Here is a 14,148-nt window from a genome sequence, read left to right as displayed (position 1 = left end):
GCCCGCGGCCCAGGGGGATCAGCAGGGGGTCTCGTAGAACTCCGGATACGACCCGCGCGTGCCCACCCACGTCACATCCCCGACGCAGTTCTCGTACTTGATCCCCACCAGTGTGGTGCGGTCGGAGTCGCTGTAGTAGTACGTTTCGCAGTGGTAGTCGATCCGGCAGGCGCGGGCGTGTGCGGGCGAGCCCATGACGGTGAGGGTGCCGACGGCGAGCAGGATGGCTAACGATGCGCGGCGAATCATGAAGATCCTTCCTGAGGCGAGGAAGCGCTACTGCTCTCGATGATCGATCGCCGAAGCGAATTGATCAAGAAGGTCAACGCCAGTACTCAAAGGGTCAAAACCGCTGTCAGAGGCGCGGCCTGTCCCATGGAGATCGCCCGCGCCGAGGCGGCCTTGGGGCTCAGTGGTACGGCGTTTGGACTCTCCCACCGTGGGAGGGTCCACCATGGTGGCGTGCAAGGCGAACTTCTCACCATCGGGCGCTTCGCCCGCCTCTGCCGGCTCAGCGTCAAACAGCTACGGCACTACGACGAGATGGGGCTGTTGGCTCCGGTCCACGTGGACGCCAGTTCCGGCTACCGCTATTACGCACCCGAACAGGCACGCGATGCCCTGACCATCGCCCTGCTGCGCGAGATGGATCTTCCGCTGGCCGTGATCGCCCAGGCCCTGGCTGCCGAGCCCGAGCCCAGAGCACAGATCCTGCGCGCTGAGCGGGACCGGCTGGCCGAACGGATCAGCAGGGACCAGGCGCGGCTGGAGATGCTGGAGCGGCTGGCGGAGGGCGGCCTGCCCGGCTATGAGGTGACGATGGGCAGAGAGCCGGAGCGACGGCTGGCAGTGGCACGAGCGGTCTGCACCCCTGCGGAGATCGGGGAGAAGGTCGGGGAGTGCGTAGGCCGGCTGCTGCCCGTGCTCGGCAAGGCGGGGATCGCGTGGGAGCCGCCGCTGTGGGCGCTGTACCCGCTGGATCTGGAAGAGCGGATGGAGATCGCCGTCGGAGCGCAGACGCCGCAGGGGGAGGGGCCGCCCGGCCTGGAGTTCGAGGTGCTGCCTGCCGGACCCGTGGCCGAGACCGTGCACATCGGGCCGTACGCCCAGCTGCCCTTGGCCTACAACGCGCTCTTCGCCGCCATCCACGAGCGCGGGCTGCGCCCGCAGGCGCCCGTACGTGAGGCCTATCTCGTCGGACCGGCAGAGGCGCCGCAGGAAGAACTGATGACCCGGCTGATCATCCCCATCCAGGAGAGCATGGCATGACGAAGGTGAGAGACGTCGACACCCGCGGTGCACAGCACTGCGAGACGACAGCTCTGGGGGTGTTGCTGCGGCACCAAGGACTCGATCTGTCCGAGCCCATGCTCTTCGGCCTCGGCTCCGGTCTGTCGTTCATCTACTGGGACAGCAAGAACATGGGCTTCCCCTTCCTCGGGGGACGGGTCAAACCGTTCGAGCTCACCAGAAACCTGGCCACCAGGCTCGGGCTTGAGCTCCTGGTCCAGGAGACCACCTCCCCCCGCAGGGCCTGGGAGAACGTGGCCACACCCATCGACGCCGGCCACCCCGTCGGACTGCAGCTCGACAGCTACTACCTGGACTACTTCGGGTCGAAGGTGCACTTCGGCGGTCATATGGTCGCCATGTACGGCTACGACGACCATGACGCCTACCTGGTGGACACCGACCAGCAAGGCGGAGCGGTGTCCACCAGCCTGGCCGGGCTCGCCCAGGCCAGGGCCGCGCGCGGCCCGATGACCGCCAAGCACCGGTCCTTCACCCTCACCGCTCCGAGGAACGTGCCTTCCCCGCGGAGCCAGATCATTCCTGCCATCACCGCCTGCGCTGACGCCTTCCTCAACCCGCCCATCGCCAACGTGGGGCACCGTGGAATCGACAAGGCCGGCAAGCTGGTACGCACCTGGCTCCAGCGCACCGACAACCCGCAGCGGGACCTACCCCAGGCCGCCCTCTTGATGGAGAAAGCCGGCACCGGCGGCGCCCTGTTCCGTAACCTCTACCGCGACTTCCTCGCCGAATGCATCCACCTGCTCGACAGCAGCCACCTGCGCACCGGCCACGCGCTGTACGCCGAGGCAGCCACCCTGTGGACGGAAGCCGCGGCACTGATCACAAAGGCCGGCGAATCAAACGACGCGCAGCATCTCGTACAGGCAGGCACCGTACTGTGCGATCTTTCACGCATAGAGCGCGAGGCCATGCAGGCCCTGAGCCGCCTGGGGAGTGAGACCCCAAGCGGAGCTACGTCAGGAGGGACCAGCACGGATTGCTCATGAGGGCCTCCAGGTCGGGATCCGTGTCCGCGGCCCAGGCCGCGTAGCCGTCGGGTCGGATCAGGATCGCGTGGGGCAGGCCGTCCACCGGCTGGGCGCGGGTGGCGCCGAGGTCGGGCGGGAGGATCCCGGCCAGGTCGAGCAGGACGGGCTTGCCGGCCAGGAACAGTGACGGATCGAGGCCGGAGACCCGGTGGCCGACCAGCGGGTGGTCGCCGGGCAGGTCGTAGGAGTGCGACAACCCCGACATCAGGCCCGCCAGGTGTCTGTTGGCCTCGGGCAGGCGCATCAGGTCGGTGAAGACCTTGCGCAGTTCGATGACGTCCGCGCTGGGCCGGGGGGTGGCGAAGACCCGCTGTGCCTGGGTGATGTGCAGGACCCAGGCCCCGGCCGGGTGCCGCTCGGCGTGGTAGGTGTCCATGAGGTCCGCCGAGGCCCGGCCCCTCAGCACGGCGGCCATCTTCCAGCCCAGGTTGAAGGCGTCCTGCACGCCCAGGTTGAGGCCTTGCCCGCCGAAGGGCGGGTGGATGTGCGCGGCGTCGCCGGCGAAGAACACGTTGCCCACCCGGTAGCTGTCGATCTGCCGGGTGGCGTCGCTGAACCGTGATGCGTTGTCCACGGCGGCCAGCACGGTCTGCTCGCCGTACACGACGCGCAGCAGTTCGGCGATCTCCTCGAACGTGACCGGCCTGTCCTTGGTCGGCTCCTCCTCGCCCGCCGCCCCGCCGGTGAACCGGTAGCGGCCGCCGCCCAGCGGCACCAGCATCACCCAGCGGTCGTCGACCTCGCGCGTGAGCGTGCTGATGTGCCCGAGGGTCTTCGGCACGAGGTCGGACACCGACGACAGCCGCACGTCGGCCAGCACCGCCGTGTACGTCCCCGGCCTGCCGGGGAACGGCACGCCGAGCAGCTTCCTGACCGTACTGTGCGCGCCGTCGCAGGCCACCAGATATCGGGCCTCGATCCGCCGGTCGCCGGCCGTCACGACCACGCCGTCGTCCGACTGCTCCACCGCCGTCACCGCGCTCTCGCGCAGTACCTTGACCCCCAGCGCCGTGGCACGCTCCTCCAGCACCTCCTCGATCTCCCCCTGCGGGATCGAGAGCGGGTACGGGTGCGCGGTGTCCCACCCCGTGCAGTCGAGCGGCACGGGCAGCATCGCGAAGTGCCCGCCCGTCGGCTCGCGGGAAAGCGACCTGGCCTGCATCGGCTCCAGCAGGCCGCGCAGTTCGAGCAGTTCCTGTGTGCGCGGCTGGATCGCGCCGCCCTTGGTCTGGTTGATCCGGTACGGCAGACGCTCCACCACCAGGACGTCCACGCCGGCCAGAGCCAGCTCGCAGGCCAGCGTCAGCCCGGTGGGTCCGGCGCCCGCCACGATCACTTCGGCCATCGTTCCTCCCCAATACTCGACCGGGTGCAAATATATACCTAGCGCAATAAACGCACGAGTGCGGGTTTTGATACCGTGGAGGCATGACAGGGCTGCGTGAACGCAAACGGGCGCGGACCCATGCCGCCATCTCCGAAGCCGCCATCGCGCTCTTCCTCGAGCGCGGCTTCGACCAGGTGTCAGTGGCGGAGGTGGCCGAGGCCGCCGAAGTGTCGAAGCGGACCCTGTTCGCCTACTTCGCCGCCAAGGAGGACCTCGTCGTCCACCGCTTCGCCGACCACGAGACCGAGGCGGCCCGCGTGGTGCGCGCCCGCCCGCCGGGCGTCGGGCCGCTGGCCGCCCTCCGCGACCACTTCCTGTACGGCCTGCGCGACCGCGACCCGATCACCGGCCTCAACGACGTTCCGGCGATCCTCGCGCTCACCCGCATGGTCCGGGAGACGCCGGCGCTACGGGCGAGGGCGGTCCGCTTTCAGGAGGGTTCGGAACGGGCGCTCGCGGAGGCGCTCCAGGACAGCGCCGGCGTTCCCGCCCTGACCGCGCGGCTGGTGGCCACCCAGGTGGTGGGGGTGCACTGGCTGTTGTCGATGGACAACTCCCAGGCGCTGGACGGCGGCCAGTCCGCCGACGAGCGCTATCCGCAGGCGGTCGCCGACGCCGAACACGCCTTCACGCTGCTGTCCGAGGGCCTGGCCGGGCACGTGTAGCGGAGGCGGCCGAGGTTGCGCATTCAGGGTGGTCCCAGCACGTCCGGCGTGACCAGGGCGTGAGCGGCGGCGGCGAAGTACGGCTCGGGTGCCGCGTGAGTCAGCCCCAGGATGACCCCCTGGCTGAGGCCGACCATGAGCGCGCGCAGGGCCGTGGCCAGGCGTTGCGCCTGCCGCGGCGTGAGCGCGTCCCCGTCGTGGACCCTTCCGGACAGCAGCGCGGTCAGCCGCTCCTCGTGCGCCCGTACGGACGCGGCGAGCCTGGGCCGTAGCTCAGGATCGCGCAGGGCAAGGTCCTGGAGGCTGATCTCGAACGACAGCTGGCGCAGCGCGTCGGGGTCGTCGCACAGACGCCGGTAGTGGCGGGCGAAGACCTCCACCGCCTCGACGAGGTCCATGTCGGCGGGGACGGCTTGCTCGATGCCGTCGTAGTGCGGCGTGAGGCAGTCGGCGACCAGGGCGACGAGCAGCCCGTTCTTGTTGCCGAACAACGAGTAGACGGCCCCGGTGGTCAGCCCGGCCTGCTCGGCGATCTCCTCCAGCCTGGCCCGGTGGCCGTCGCGGGCGACGACCAGGCGCGCGGCCTCCAGCAGGGCCCGCCGGTTGTGCTCCTTGGCCTCGGCCCTTGTCATTCGCATAATCCTATTATTACCGTAATCTCGTTATGAATATTGCCGAGTACATGAGACAGGTCCCCGGCTGGGCCGCGTTCCCGACCGTCGACGCGCTCCAGGCCGAGCTGGCCAAGCTGACCGCCGCCCATCCCGACCTGGTACGGTCGCGCCGCATCGGCACCTCGCGGCTGGGCGACCCGCTGTACGCCGTGACGGTCGGCGACGGCCCGGCGGACGCGGTGGTCATCGCCGGACCGCATCCCAACGAGCCGGTCGGGGCCTTGACCGCCCTCACCCTGGTGAAGCTGCTCTGCCAAGATCCACAGGAGTCGGGCTTTCGCTGGCACATCGTGGCGTGCGCGGATCCGGACGGAGCAAGGCTGAACGAGGGCTGGTACGGCAGGCCCGGCGACCGCCGCGCCTACGCCGAACACTTCTATCGCCCCGACCTGGCCGACCAGGTCGAGTGGACTTTTCCGCTCGCCGGTGCGGACTACTCCTTCGACCGTCCGCTGCCGGAGACGACCGCGCTGATGCGCCTCATGGACGAGGTACGCCCGTCGTTGGTCTGCTCACTGCACAACGGCGAGTACCAGGGCGCGTTCTTCTACCTCAACCGCCATGACGCGACGCTGGCCGAACGGCTGGCCGCCCTGCCCGGTCTGGAAGGCCTCCACCTGCACCACGGTGAGCCGGAGCTGCCCGGCGCCGAACCGATCGTTCCCGCCGTCTATCTGACCCCGCCCGGCTCGCAGGTGGGCAGGGCTTTCGGGGCGGGCGGCAGCAGCGCCGACTACGCGGCCGCCTTCGGCGCGCTCCACCTGGTCACCGAGGTGCCGACCTGGGCCGACGAACGCGTGGCCGACCAGAGCCCCAGCGGCCGCCCGTACCGGGAGATTCTGGCCGGGGGAGCGGCGGCCCGGCGCGAGGTGATCGACACGCTGGGGGCGGGCATGCGGGCCGTCGCCGGCGACCTGAGCATGCGCTCGCCGTTCCGCCGCTCGACCGAGAGCACGCTGGAGACCTTCCGCAGACTCGGCGAACTCGAAGAGACCGTACCCGATCCGGACCGTACGGCCACGGTCGCCGAGGAGTTCGGCAACCGCCAGATGCTGCACCTGATGCGGCTGCGCCTGCTCGGCACATTCCTGCGCGCGCTCGACGCGGAGATCGCCGCGGGCAACCTGACACCGGCCATCCGCGAGCAGCGCCGCCTGCTCGCCGAGCGCTTCGAGACGTGGTACGGCGAGGCCGAGGCCGACCCTCCCGGCCCGCCGATCGAGCTGCGCAAGCTGGCCGCCGTCCAGCTGGGCGCCGTCCTGACCGCCGCCGCGCACACGGCGCCGAACCACTAGAGGAAGAGCACCTCCATGGATATCAAGACCGCGATCGCCGCCGAACGCCGGGAGCTGGCGCAGCTGCTCCAGGACCTGCCGCCCGCCAGGTGGAACGAGCCGACCCTGTGCGCCGGATGGCGCGTGCGCGAGGTGGCGGCGCACATGTCGTTGGGATTCCGCTACCCGCTGCCCAGGATGGTGCTGGAGCTGGTCAAGGCATACGGCGACGTGAACCGGATGGCCGACCGGCGGGCCCGTCAGGACGCGGCCCGCCTGTCCACGGCCGAACTGGTCGGCGCCATCCGGGACAACGCCCACCACCCCTGGAAGCCACCGGTCGGTGGTATCACGGCGGCTCTGGGCCACGACGTCATCCACGGCCTGGACATCACCGTCGCCCTCGGCATCGACCGCCGCGTCCAACCAGACCGCCTTCGCCTTCTCCTCGATGCCGTCACCCCTCGAACAGCGAGGTTCTTCGGCGCCGACCTCGACGGCGTCGAGCTGCGCGCCGACGACCTTGAGTGGTCCTTCGGCACCGGCGCTCCGCTGATGGGCGCCGCGCAGGACCTCCTCCTGGTCGCCTACGGCCGCAAGCTGCCACCCGGGCGTCTCCATGGGCAGGCGAGCGACCGGTACGTCGCCGCCTGAGCCACGAACCCCGCCTCACCTTGAAGGGGTCGAGGTTCTCGACCGCCCAGTCGCGGAAGATGCGCGGGGGCAGGCCGGTCAGGGGATCGTACATTGGGGTGATCTTGAGTGGACCCCGTGCTGGGAGGAGTCGGCCTAGGGTCTCGATGTGGTGAAGGTACGGCGGGCGGCTGGTGCGGACGCATGGCGCGTGGTGATGGTGGCGGTAGGGACGGCCGGGGCGAGCCCGAGTGGCGGCCGGTGAGCAGCGTGGACATGATGACCGCGATCGTGCTGGAGCAGCTGGGCACCAACCGCGAGCAGTTGCGGACCCTGGAACCGGCGCAGCGCTCTCCGCATCTGCTGGACGACCACACGGTCGAGCGGATCAGTCAGGTGTTCGGGGTGCGGCGCGATGACATGTGGCTGTGGGCCGAGACCGGCCAGCGCCGGCAGGCCCAGGAACTGGACGGGGCCGAGGCCGTGAAGGTCGACCAGTACGTGGCGGCGGTGGAGACGTTCGCGGCGAGCAACGCGGTCATCCTGGCGCCGGCCGATGAGCCGGCCGCGGGCACGATCGAGAAGACGCTGGCCAGGTCGGATCTGGAGCTGGGCGTGGAGAGCCTGGTGGGCGCGGTGTCCCGGCCGGCGAACCCGTTCCCCGACGGGACGCTGGCGCAGGTCCGTCACCCGCTCACGGAGGATGACAAGGATGAGGCGTCGTGGCCGTGGCTGGACCCTTCAGTTCGCGCGAACCCTGGGAGGGTCGCCGGGTGCAGCCAGGGTAAGCCCCAAACCCACAATCGCGATCTTGGTTGAGTGAGCCGAGGCAGGTCAGCCGCTGGTCCTGGGGGCGAGCAGGCTGGTGATCTCGGCGATGGCCCGCGGTGAGGGCTTGTGCCGGGATTTGGCCATCAGCATCAGCAGGCTCGCGCCCGCCTCGCCCAGATGGGTCAGCGCCGAGTGGCGGAATTCCTGCAGATCCCAGCCCCGTCCAGGTCCTCACGGCCCACGACCTTGGGCAGCGCGTCTGAGCTGCGCCAGGCATTGGTCCATGTCCCGGGTGGCGGACTGGACGAGCCCGTCGGTGAAGAACACGAGAAGGCTCTCGCCGGGCAGGTTCAGTTCATGCGTCTCGAAGGGGGCGGATCGCGGACGAGCCGCAGGCCGTGGACCGTGCCGTCGCGGTGGACCACCACGGGCGGGAGGTGACCGGCCGAGCAGATCGAATACCTAAGGGTGACGGGCGCGAGTACGGCGTACTTCGTCGTTGATGGTCTGCGGCTGCTTCTGCGTATCGGCCCAGGTCGCCAGCAGGGTGAGACCGTCAGCGCTGGGCGTACCGGGATCTGCGGTGTAGGTGGTGATGGAGACGTGCGGGTCGCCTGGCAGCGCGAAATCGTCGTACGCGAGGTCCATCCTGCCGACGGCCGGGTGGTTGACGATCTTACGTCCGCGCGAGTGGCGGCGCACGTTGTGCTTGGCCCAGCGGGTGCTGAAATCGGTGCTGCGGGTGGAGAGCTCGCCGATGAGTTCGGTCACCTTCTGGTCCAGTGGATCACGCCCGGCGGTCGCGCGGAGTACCGCGACCAGCAGGTTCTTCGCCTGGTCGAGGTCGGCGTAGAAATCTTCGGCACGCGGGTCGAGGAACACGTACCTGGCGAAGTTCGGTGGCTGCCGGGCCATGTCGAAGAGGTCGGCGTACAGAGCGCGGCCCAGGTCGTTGGCCGCGAGGAGATCGAGGCGGCCGTTCTGCACTACGGCGGGAACGCTCATGGAGTCGAGGACCTGCTGCACCGACGCGGTGATGGGTGAGGTGCGCTTGGGGCGCTTGCGGGGTGAGCCGGGCGCGACGCTGCGTGCCAGGTCGTACAGGTGGGCACGCTCGTCGTCGTCGAGTTGCAGCGCACGGGCGACTGCGTCGAGGACGCTCTCGGACGCGCCGCCGAGTTGGCCGCGCTCCATGCGGGTGTAGTACTCGACGCTGAGGCCGGCGAGCATCGCGACTTCCTCTCGCCGCAGTCCTTCGACGCGGCGGTTGCCTCCGACGTAGGGCAGGCCGGCCTGCTCGGGTGTGATCCCAGACCTGCGGCTCATGAGGAAGCCCCGGATCTCCTGCTGAAACTCCATGCCTTCAAGGCTAGGACGCCTGTTCCTGATGTGGGGGTCCCTGAGAGGGCCTGGCAGGCATCCGCGAGGCGCGGGACGGTGGTTAGGCACCCCAGAAAGTCTGTGTGAAAAGGAATGCTGTAAGTGCGTGGAGCTGTCATTCATGCCCCGGGCGATGTCCGGGTGGAAGAGCGCGAGAACCCCACGATTGTCGCGCCGACGGATGCGATCATCCGCGTGTCGGCCACCTGCGTCTACGGTTCGGACCTGGGGGACTACCGCGGCGTCAACGAAGTGACACAACCGACCCCGATGGGGCACGAGTACGTCGGCGTGGTCACCGAGATCGGTGACTCCGTCGTCGGTTCGTTCTTCGCCTCGGACAACACCTGCGAGATCTGCGAGGCCGGCTACCAGTCACGGTGCGCGCACGCCGAGGACGTGGGCGCCCACGGGGCACAGTCAGAGTACCTGCGGGTGCCGCTGGCCGACGGTACCCTCGTCGCCACCCCCGGAATGCCGGACGACGACCTGGTCCCCTCGCTCCTGGCCGCCTCCGATGTGCTCGGAACGGGCTGGTTCGGCGCCGTGGCCGCCGAGGCCGGGCCGGGTAAGACCGTGGCCGTGGTCGGTGACGGTGCCGTGGGTCTGCTCGCTGTTCTGGCCGCGAAGCAGCTGGGCGCAGAGCGGATCATCGCGATGTCGCGGCAGAAGCTCGCCCGCGAGTTCGGCGCGACCGACATCATCGCCGAGCGCGGCGACGAGGGCGTAGCCGGGATCAAGGAGCTCACCGGCGGATACGGTGCCCACAGCCTGATCGAGGTCGTCGGCACCCAGAAATCGATGATGCAGGCTATCCGCTCCACCCGCGCCGGCGGGCACGTGGGGTTCGTGGGTGTGGCGCACGGGGTGGAGCTTCCGGGCAAGGCGATGGACGAGAGCCGCGCCATCAAAACCCTGCTAAAGCCCTGACCCTCACTCACCGATTCCAGCCGCCCTCGCGTGGGACCTCGAAAATCCTGGGCAGGTTGCGGGACCTTATTTGTACGACGGGAGAACACCATGAACCCCACCTACGACTTCTCCGGGCAGGTGGCCCTGGTCACCGGCGCCGCCTCCGGCATGGGCCTGGCCGCCGCCCGCGCCTTCGCCGACTCCGGCGCCGCCGTGGTTCTGGCCGACCTCGACCATGATGCCGTCCACTACGCAGCCGAGGAGATCACCGGCCGCGGGCGGCGGGCGATCGGTGTCGTCTGCGACGTCACCGACGAACAGCAAGTGGAAGCGGCGATGCGGCGCGCGGTGACGGAGTACGGCCGCCTGGACATGGCGTTCAACAACGCCGGCATCCAGGTGCCGCCGACCGACGCCGCCGACGAGACGGCCGACTCCTTCGACCGGGTCAACGCCGTCAACCTGCGCGGCGTGTGGGCGGCGATGAAGCACGAACTGCGACAGATGCGAGAGCAGGGCAGCGGCGCCATCGTCAACTGCTCATCCCTGGGCGGGCTCGTCGGGTTGCCCGAGCGTGCGGCCTACCACGCCTCCAAGCACGGCGTCATCGGCCTGACCCGCAGCGCCGCAGTCGAGTACGCGCCCCGGGGCATCCGCATCAACGCCGTGTGCCCCGGCGTCATCGACACCCCGATGGTCGCCGACATGGTCGAGAACCAGGCCGAGGCCATGGCCGGGATCCTCAAGGAACAGCCCGTCGACGGTGGCTTCACCGCCCACTGATGTGAGTCTCCCCTCATGGCGCAGAGACCTGGCTGCACGGGAAGTTGGGGCTCATGTCGAAGCAGAGGCAGCAGTACGACCCGGATGTGAGTGAGGGGCTGTACCGCGTCGGACAGGCACTTCCCCGTCGTCGACGGCGGATACACCGTGAGGTGACCCCTCTGGGTTGCGATCGCCTTCCCGAGCGCGTCCGGGCCCTCTCGCGGGGCGCGGGCGCTCGGACAAGCTCCGTGGCAGTTCGCGGGCGGCACAGGTCCGCATCAGTCGAGCACCCGCCACGCGCCTCGTTCATCCGGAGATCGGTGATGAGGCCGGCGAAGTCCTTCATCGTGTCTCCGTGTTCGATCGGGCGGCGGCGTCCGCCAGAGTGCGGCGGCGGGGCAATGTGCGCCTCAGATCGAGGCGCTTGTTCATGTCGAGGCGGAAGGTGCCGTACGGGTTGACGTTGGACCAGAACAGTGCGGTTCGGCCGCGCCGGTCCTCGTCCGCGAGCTTCTTCGCCCAAGCCGGTTCGGCCAGAACCTGCTGCACCAACAGGGTGTTGACGGGTAAATGTCCTGATGCTTCAAGACGTTCTCGCCGACCCGGAGTGGTCCGCCCTGCTCACCCCGGTCGACCGGCGCGGACTGACCCCGCTGTTCTGGCTCCATGTCCGCCCCTACGGCGAGGTGCGTCTCGATCTGAGCGCCCGGTTGAGCATCGGTACTCTCGGCTCTCTCGGCGGCGCATGACGGGCAACTTGTAGATCATGTCGAGAATCGTTTGATTTTCCGACATCTCCTCACTCCAGATCGTCCCTGATGGCCGCGCGGTCGGCCAACGCCGCCGCCTACTCGGGTGTGACTTGGATTGCTCGATGGCGTGATTCTGGGATCGCTATGTGGCGTACTTTTCGATCGTCGAGACAGGCTCGACCGGACAGAACGTGCCGCGGCAGCGTCCCGGCCTGATCTGACGTGCGAGTTCCCCGCCGGAATGCCAGACGCAATTCCCGCTTCGATGTCAGTGCGGGGCGTCCACCGATCAGCCGAATCATGCTGCCCGCTGATCGTTCCATGATCGAATACTGATGCTCGACATGGGGTGCGCGGGCACGGCATCGGGTGGCGGCGGATCGTCGTCCAGCGAGCATGTCCAGCTCTACGACAAGAAGGTGGGTCCGCTCGATGAGGGCGGTTGCAGTTCTCCGCGGCGACAGCAACGTGCGGGGGGAGTCACATTCACACAAGAAGGCGAAGGCTCTCCGACCACGATCGACTACGAGACAGAGGACAACGACCCGAACGCCCAACGTGGGCTCGTCATCAGACACCACGATGGACCTGGTCAAGCCACACGGCCAGTCGTTCTCCGCATATACACGCGCACCTCCACAATCGGGGCTGATCATCTCCAACACAGACAAGACCGGCGTGAACCCCCCATGAACACTCGCCGGTGGTCCTGACGACCTGAAGCGGCCCCACCTGGGCAGCTTGGGCACTAAAGGCGATCGCAACACCTGATCCGGAGGGCCGTTGCCATGAACGAGGCGCGTCAGACAGGTTAGAAGCTCCGGTCGCGGACCGACGTGATCAATACCTTCGGCTCATGGCGCAGGGGAATGAGCACGCCGCGATGACCGGAAGGCCGGAGCGTCCACCCCGCGCTCCAGCCCGCCACGGCCGACTTCACTCCGGCGACCAGTTCCTCCACCGTGCCGCCGTGTTCGGCGGCGGCCTGCTGCAGCGCCGCCAGCAACGGCTCGCCGACCAGTTGCGGCAGCGGGCTGGTCGCCTTCTTCGGCTCCACCAGCTGCTTGCCGGTGTCCGGGCGGGATCCGTCCATCAACCGGCTGCGCTGTCGGCCAGCCGGTAGGTCACCTGGTCGCAGCCGGCGCCTTTGCGCAGCCGGTAGTCGAGCTGTGCAGGGTCGGGACCGAGCACCGTGACCCACGCCAACTCCATCACACCCGGTCCACATCGCCGCCGGGGGCGTGGGCGCTGTTCCCGTCGTATGGCGGAGCCATACGTGGGTTCTTCTGATCTTGAAGCTTGGTGACATGTCTGAGTCATGAGTGGCAATGAGCATTGTAAGGCTCGATGGTGACTATTGGCGTCACTGAGAGTGTTGGTGGGCTCGTGATGGTGAGGGCTGGTGGCTGTGTGGGCCTCGTTGCGGTGGCCGCGGCCGCCGTTGTCGGTTGCAGTTAAAGCTGTCGGTGTTCAGGTTGAGTTGTCTGATTCCCCCTTTGGTGTCAGTCCCGGGCGGTAGCGTGCGCACCGCATATGCCACCCACTCGATTACGGAGCTGATATGACCGACGCCTACTCGCCCATTCCCGAACTGAACTTGCTCAAGGACTTCTCCGACGGTCCTGGAGAGGACGCCTTCTCGGAGGGGTTCGAGTTCTACGGGTACGACCGACCCGACGCCGGCTTGGTGGAGTGGCTGTGCCTTGAGGGGCGGGAAGAGGAGGTACGAGGCCACCTCGACCGGCTCACACCCTTCGCTCAGGCCACCGGCTCGGGTTCGTTCTACGCCCTGTGGCATTGCGACAACCGCACCGACTTCGCCACACTTCCTGTCATCCGCTTCGGCGACGAAGGTGATCTCGACATCATCGAAGGCCTGCGCAACCTGTTCCGGCTGCTCGCGATCGACGACGAATGGTTCACCGCTTGGGACGAGGAGCGCGAGGCGGACCCCGACGAGGAGCACTCCACTGGGCACGAGGCGTACGTGGCTTGGCTGCAGGAGACGTTCGGCCTGACCCCGCCCACCGAACCGGAAGCGGACGAGATCCTCGAGTCGGGAGGCAAGAGGTACGGCGTCCGGTTCGTGGACTGGCTGGAGGAGTTCGGGTCCCAGGAGATCGACTTCGACTCGTGGCGCAAGGAGTTCCACGGCTCCTGAGTAAGTCTGCGACCCGTTCGTGATGACCACGCCACACGTGCTTATGCCGATCGACTACCCGGGACGTTTGAGACCTCTCGCCGAAAGAAAGACCTCAGAACCCATCCCGGCCGCCAACCTCATCCGGAAGGGACAGCCGCAACGCAAAGAGCCCCTTGGCTTCCTCCTCCGTGGAGGGAGCCAAGGGGCTCAGCGGACTGGGGCGGGGGTTACAGCCTCAGCTTGATCGCCATTGGTGCTTGCGGGAGTTGCACGTCCGGGGGAGAGCCACGGCTGGACGCCGGCTACCGCCTCACCCGCGGGCGGGGTAGTTCAGTGATGCCGCGTGCGGGCGGGCTGGAGGAGTTCGATCTCGACGGCCCCGAGCGCTTCCCGCTCGGGGCCGTAGATGCGGCGGATGTTGGCCGGTTGCTGCTCGCGGGGGTTGTC

General features: G+C 68.4%; 16 protein-coding genes. 10 read left to right on the top strand and 6 right to left on the bottom strand.

Translation table 11 applies throughout. The features are described 5' to 3' along the window. Nucleotides 1–18: 18 nt before the first annotated feature. Complete coding sequence (locus ACIBI9_RS66000; RefSeq protein WP_397239002.1) at nucleotides 19–249, bottom strand: DUF6289 family protein; 231 nt, start codon at nucleotides 247–249, stop codon at nucleotides 19–21. A gap of 213 nt (nucleotides 250–462) precedes the next feature. Between ACIBI9_RS66000 and ACIBI9_RS65995 the strand changes: the two genes are divergently transcribed. Beyond that, entirely contained in the window at nucleotides 463–1,269 is an 807-nt protein-coding gene (locus tag ACIBI9_RS65995; RefSeq protein WP_397239000.1) for a MerR family transcriptional regulator, read from the top strand. Then, entirely contained in the window at nucleotides 1,266–2,303 is a 1,038-nt protein-coding gene (locus ACIBI9_RS65990) for a BtrH N-terminal domain-containing protein (protein ID WP_397238998.1), read from the top strand. Before ACIBI9_RS65995 ends, ACIBI9_RS65990 begins: the two co-directional genes overlap by 4 nt. Here ACIBI9_RS65990 and ACIBI9_RS65985 read toward each other — a convergent pair. Then, nucleotides 2,269–3,690: an FAD-dependent oxidoreductase gene (locus tag ACIBI9_RS65985; RefSeq protein WP_397238996.1), complete on the bottom strand. Its 1,422-nt coding sequence runs from the start codon at nucleotides 3,688–3,690 to the stop codon at nucleotides 2,269–2,271. The two genes, ACIBI9_RS65990 and ACIBI9_RS65985, sit on opposite strands and share 35 nt — an antisense overlap. 83 nt (nucleotides 3,691–3,773) lie before the next feature. On the opposite strand from ACIBI9_RS65985, the gene ACIBI9_RS65980 reads away from it, so the two are divergent. Beyond that, nucleotides 3,774–4,397, top strand: coding sequence for a TetR/AcrR family transcriptional regulator (locus tag ACIBI9_RS65980; RefSeq protein WP_397238994.1), 624 nt, complete (start codon nucleotides 3,774–3,776; stop codon nucleotides 4,395–4,397). A gap of 23 nt (nucleotides 4,398–4,420) precedes the next feature. On the opposite strand, the gene ACIBI9_RS65975 is transcribed toward ACIBI9_RS65980, so the two are convergent. After that, nucleotides 4,421–5,029 carry a TetR/AcrR family transcriptional regulator gene (locus ACIBI9_RS65975; protein WP_397238992.1) on the bottom strand — a complete coding sequence of 203 codons (609 nt, stop codon included), beginning with the start codon at nucleotides 5,027–5,029 and terminating at the stop codon, nucleotides 4,421–4,423. Nucleotides 5,030–5,079: 50 nt separating this feature from the next. Between ACIBI9_RS65975 and ACIBI9_RS65970 the strand changes: the two genes are divergently transcribed. The 3 genes from ACIBI9_RS65970 to ACIBI9_RS65960 all read left to right on the top strand — a co-directional run bounded on the left by ACIBI9_RS65970 (nucleotide 5,080) and on the right by ACIBI9_RS65960 (nucleotide 7,797). After that, on the top strand, nucleotides 5,080–6,366 hold the full coding sequence (locus tag ACIBI9_RS65970; protein ID WP_397238990.1) for a M14 family zinc carboxypeptidase: 1,287 nt from the start codon (nucleotides 5,080–5,082) through the stop codon (nucleotides 6,364–6,366). Between the two features lie 15 nt (nucleotides 6,367–6,381). Beyond that, nucleotides 6,382–6,999 carry a maleylpyruvate isomerase family mycothiol-dependent enzyme gene (locus ACIBI9_RS65965; protein WP_397238988.1) on the top strand — a complete coding sequence of 206 codons (618 nt, stop codon included), beginning with the start codon at nucleotides 6,382–6,384 and terminating at the stop codon, nucleotides 6,997–6,999. A 183-nt stretch (nucleotides 7,000–7,182) separates the two neighbouring features. Next, nucleotides 7,183–7,797 (top strand): hypothetical protein, encoded by a 615-nt coding sequence (locus tag ACIBI9_RS65960; RefSeq protein WP_397238986.1) that lies wholly within the window; start codon nucleotides 7,183–7,185, stop codon nucleotides 7,795–7,797. Between the two features lie 414 nt (nucleotides 7,798–8,211). On the opposite strand, the gene ACIBI9_RS65955 is transcribed toward ACIBI9_RS65960, so the two are convergent. Then, nucleotides 8,212–9,108 (bottom strand): helix-turn-helix transcriptional regulator, encoded by an 897-nt coding sequence (locus ACIBI9_RS65955; protein ID WP_397238984.1) that lies wholly within the window; start codon nucleotides 9,106–9,108, stop codon nucleotides 8,212–8,214. 123 nt (nucleotides 9,109–9,231) lie between these two features. On the opposite strand from ACIBI9_RS65955, the gene ACIBI9_RS65950 reads away from it, so the two are divergent. Then, on the top strand, nucleotides 9,232–10,059 hold the full coding sequence (locus ACIBI9_RS65950; protein ID WP_397238982.1) for a zinc-binding dehydrogenase: 828 nt from the start codon (nucleotides 9,232–9,234) through the stop codon (nucleotides 10,057–10,059). Nucleotides 10,060–10,149: 90 nt separating this feature from the next. Continuing rightward, on the top strand, nucleotides 10,150–10,824 hold the full coding sequence (locus ACIBI9_RS65945) for an SDR family NAD(P)-dependent oxidoreductase (RefSeq protein WP_397238980.1): 675 nt from the start codon (nucleotides 10,150–10,152) through the stop codon (nucleotides 10,822–10,824). A 324-nt stretch (nucleotides 10,825–11,148) separates the two neighbouring features. On the opposite strand, the gene ACIBI9_RS65940 is transcribed toward ACIBI9_RS65945, so the two are convergent. Beyond that, nucleotides 11,149–11,355 (bottom strand): hypothetical protein, encoded by a 207-nt coding sequence (locus ACIBI9_RS65940; RefSeq protein ID WP_397238978.1) that lies wholly within the window; start codon nucleotides 11,353–11,355, stop codon nucleotides 11,149–11,151. Nucleotides 11,356–11,384: 29 nt separating this feature from the next. Between ACIBI9_RS65940 and ACIBI9_RS65935 the strand changes: the two genes are divergently transcribed. Further along, nucleotides 11,385–11,555 carry a hypothetical protein gene (locus ACIBI9_RS65935; protein ID WP_397238976.1) on the top strand — a complete coding sequence of 57 codons (171 nt, stop codon included), beginning with the start codon at nucleotides 11,385–11,387 and terminating at the stop codon, nucleotides 11,553–11,555. An 814-nt stretch (nucleotides 11,556–12,369) separates the two neighbouring features. Here the strand turns inward: ACIBI9_RS65935 and ACIBI9_RS65930 are convergent. Further along, entirely contained in the window at nucleotides 12,370–12,651 is a 282-nt protein-coding gene (locus ACIBI9_RS65930; RefSeq protein ID WP_397238974.1) for a hypothetical protein, read from the bottom strand. A gap of 468 nt (nucleotides 12,652–13,119) precedes the next feature. Here ACIBI9_RS65930 and ACIBI9_RS65925 point away from each other — a divergent pair, with 468 nt between their 5' ends. Further along, entirely contained in the window at nucleotides 13,120–13,719 is a 600-nt protein-coding gene (locus tag ACIBI9_RS65925) for a hypothetical protein (protein ID WP_397238972.1), read from the top strand. Nucleotides 13,720–14,148 lie beyond the last annotated feature (429 nt).

Source organism: Nonomuraea sp. NPDC050451 (assembly GCF_044458585.1).
This window is presented reverse-complemented; position numbering and strand designations above follow the sequence as displayed.

Excerpts from the sequence above, each read along its gene's own strand:
- ACIBI9_RS66000 (WP_397239002.1), bottom strand. The coding sequence starts at position 249 with ATGATTCGCCGCGCATCGTTAGCCATCCTGCTCGCCGTCGGCACCCTC.
- ACIBI9_RS65990 (WP_397238998.1), top strand. The coding sequence starts at position 1,266 with ATGACGAAGGTGAGAGACGTCGACACCCGCGGTGCACAGCACTGCGAG.
- ACIBI9_RS65985 (WP_397238996.1), bottom strand. The coding sequence starts at position 3,690 with ATGGCCGAAGTGATCGTGGCGGGCGCCGGACCCACCGGGCTGACGCTG.
- ACIBI9_RS65980 (WP_397238994.1), top strand. The coding sequence starts at position 3,774 with ATGACAGGGCTGCGTGAACGCAAACGGGCGCGGACCCATGCCGCCATC.
- ACIBI9_RS65975 (WP_397238992.1), bottom strand. The coding sequence starts at position 5,029 with ATGACAAGGGCCGAGGCCAAGGAGCACAACCGGCGGGCCCTGCTGGAG.
- ACIBI9_RS65970 (WP_397238990.1), top strand. The coding sequence starts at position 5,080 with ATGAGACAGGTCCCCGGCTGGGCCGCGTTCCCGACCGTCGACGCGCTC.
- ACIBI9_RS65965 (WP_397238988.1), top strand. The coding sequence starts at position 6,382 with ATGGATATCAAGACCGCGATCGCCGCCGAACGCCGGGAGCTGGCGCAG.
- ACIBI9_RS65960 (WP_397238986.1), top strand. The coding sequence starts at position 7,183 with ATGGCGCGTGGTGATGGTGGCGGTAGGGACGGCCGGGGCGAGCCCGAG.
- ACIBI9_RS65955 (WP_397238984.1), bottom strand. The coding sequence starts at position 9,108 with ATGGAGTTTCAGCAGGAGATCCGGGGCTTCCTCATGAGCCGCAGGTCT.
- ACIBI9_RS65945 (WP_397238980.1), top strand. The coding sequence starts at position 10,150 with ATGAACCCCACCTACGACTTCTCCGGGCAGGTGGCCCTGGTCACCGGC.
- ACIBI9_RS65935 (WP_397238976.1), top strand. The coding sequence starts at position 11,385 with ATGCTTCAAGACGTTCTCGCCGACCCGGAGTGGTCCGCCCTGCTCACC.
- ACIBI9_RS65930 (WP_397238974.1), bottom strand. The coding sequence starts at position 12,651 with ATGGACGGATCCCGCCCGGACACCGGCAAGCAGCTGGTGGAGCCGAAG.
- ACIBI9_RS65925 (WP_397238972.1), top strand. The coding sequence starts at position 13,120 with ATGACCGACGCCTACTCGCCCATTCCCGAACTGAACTTGCTCAAGGAC.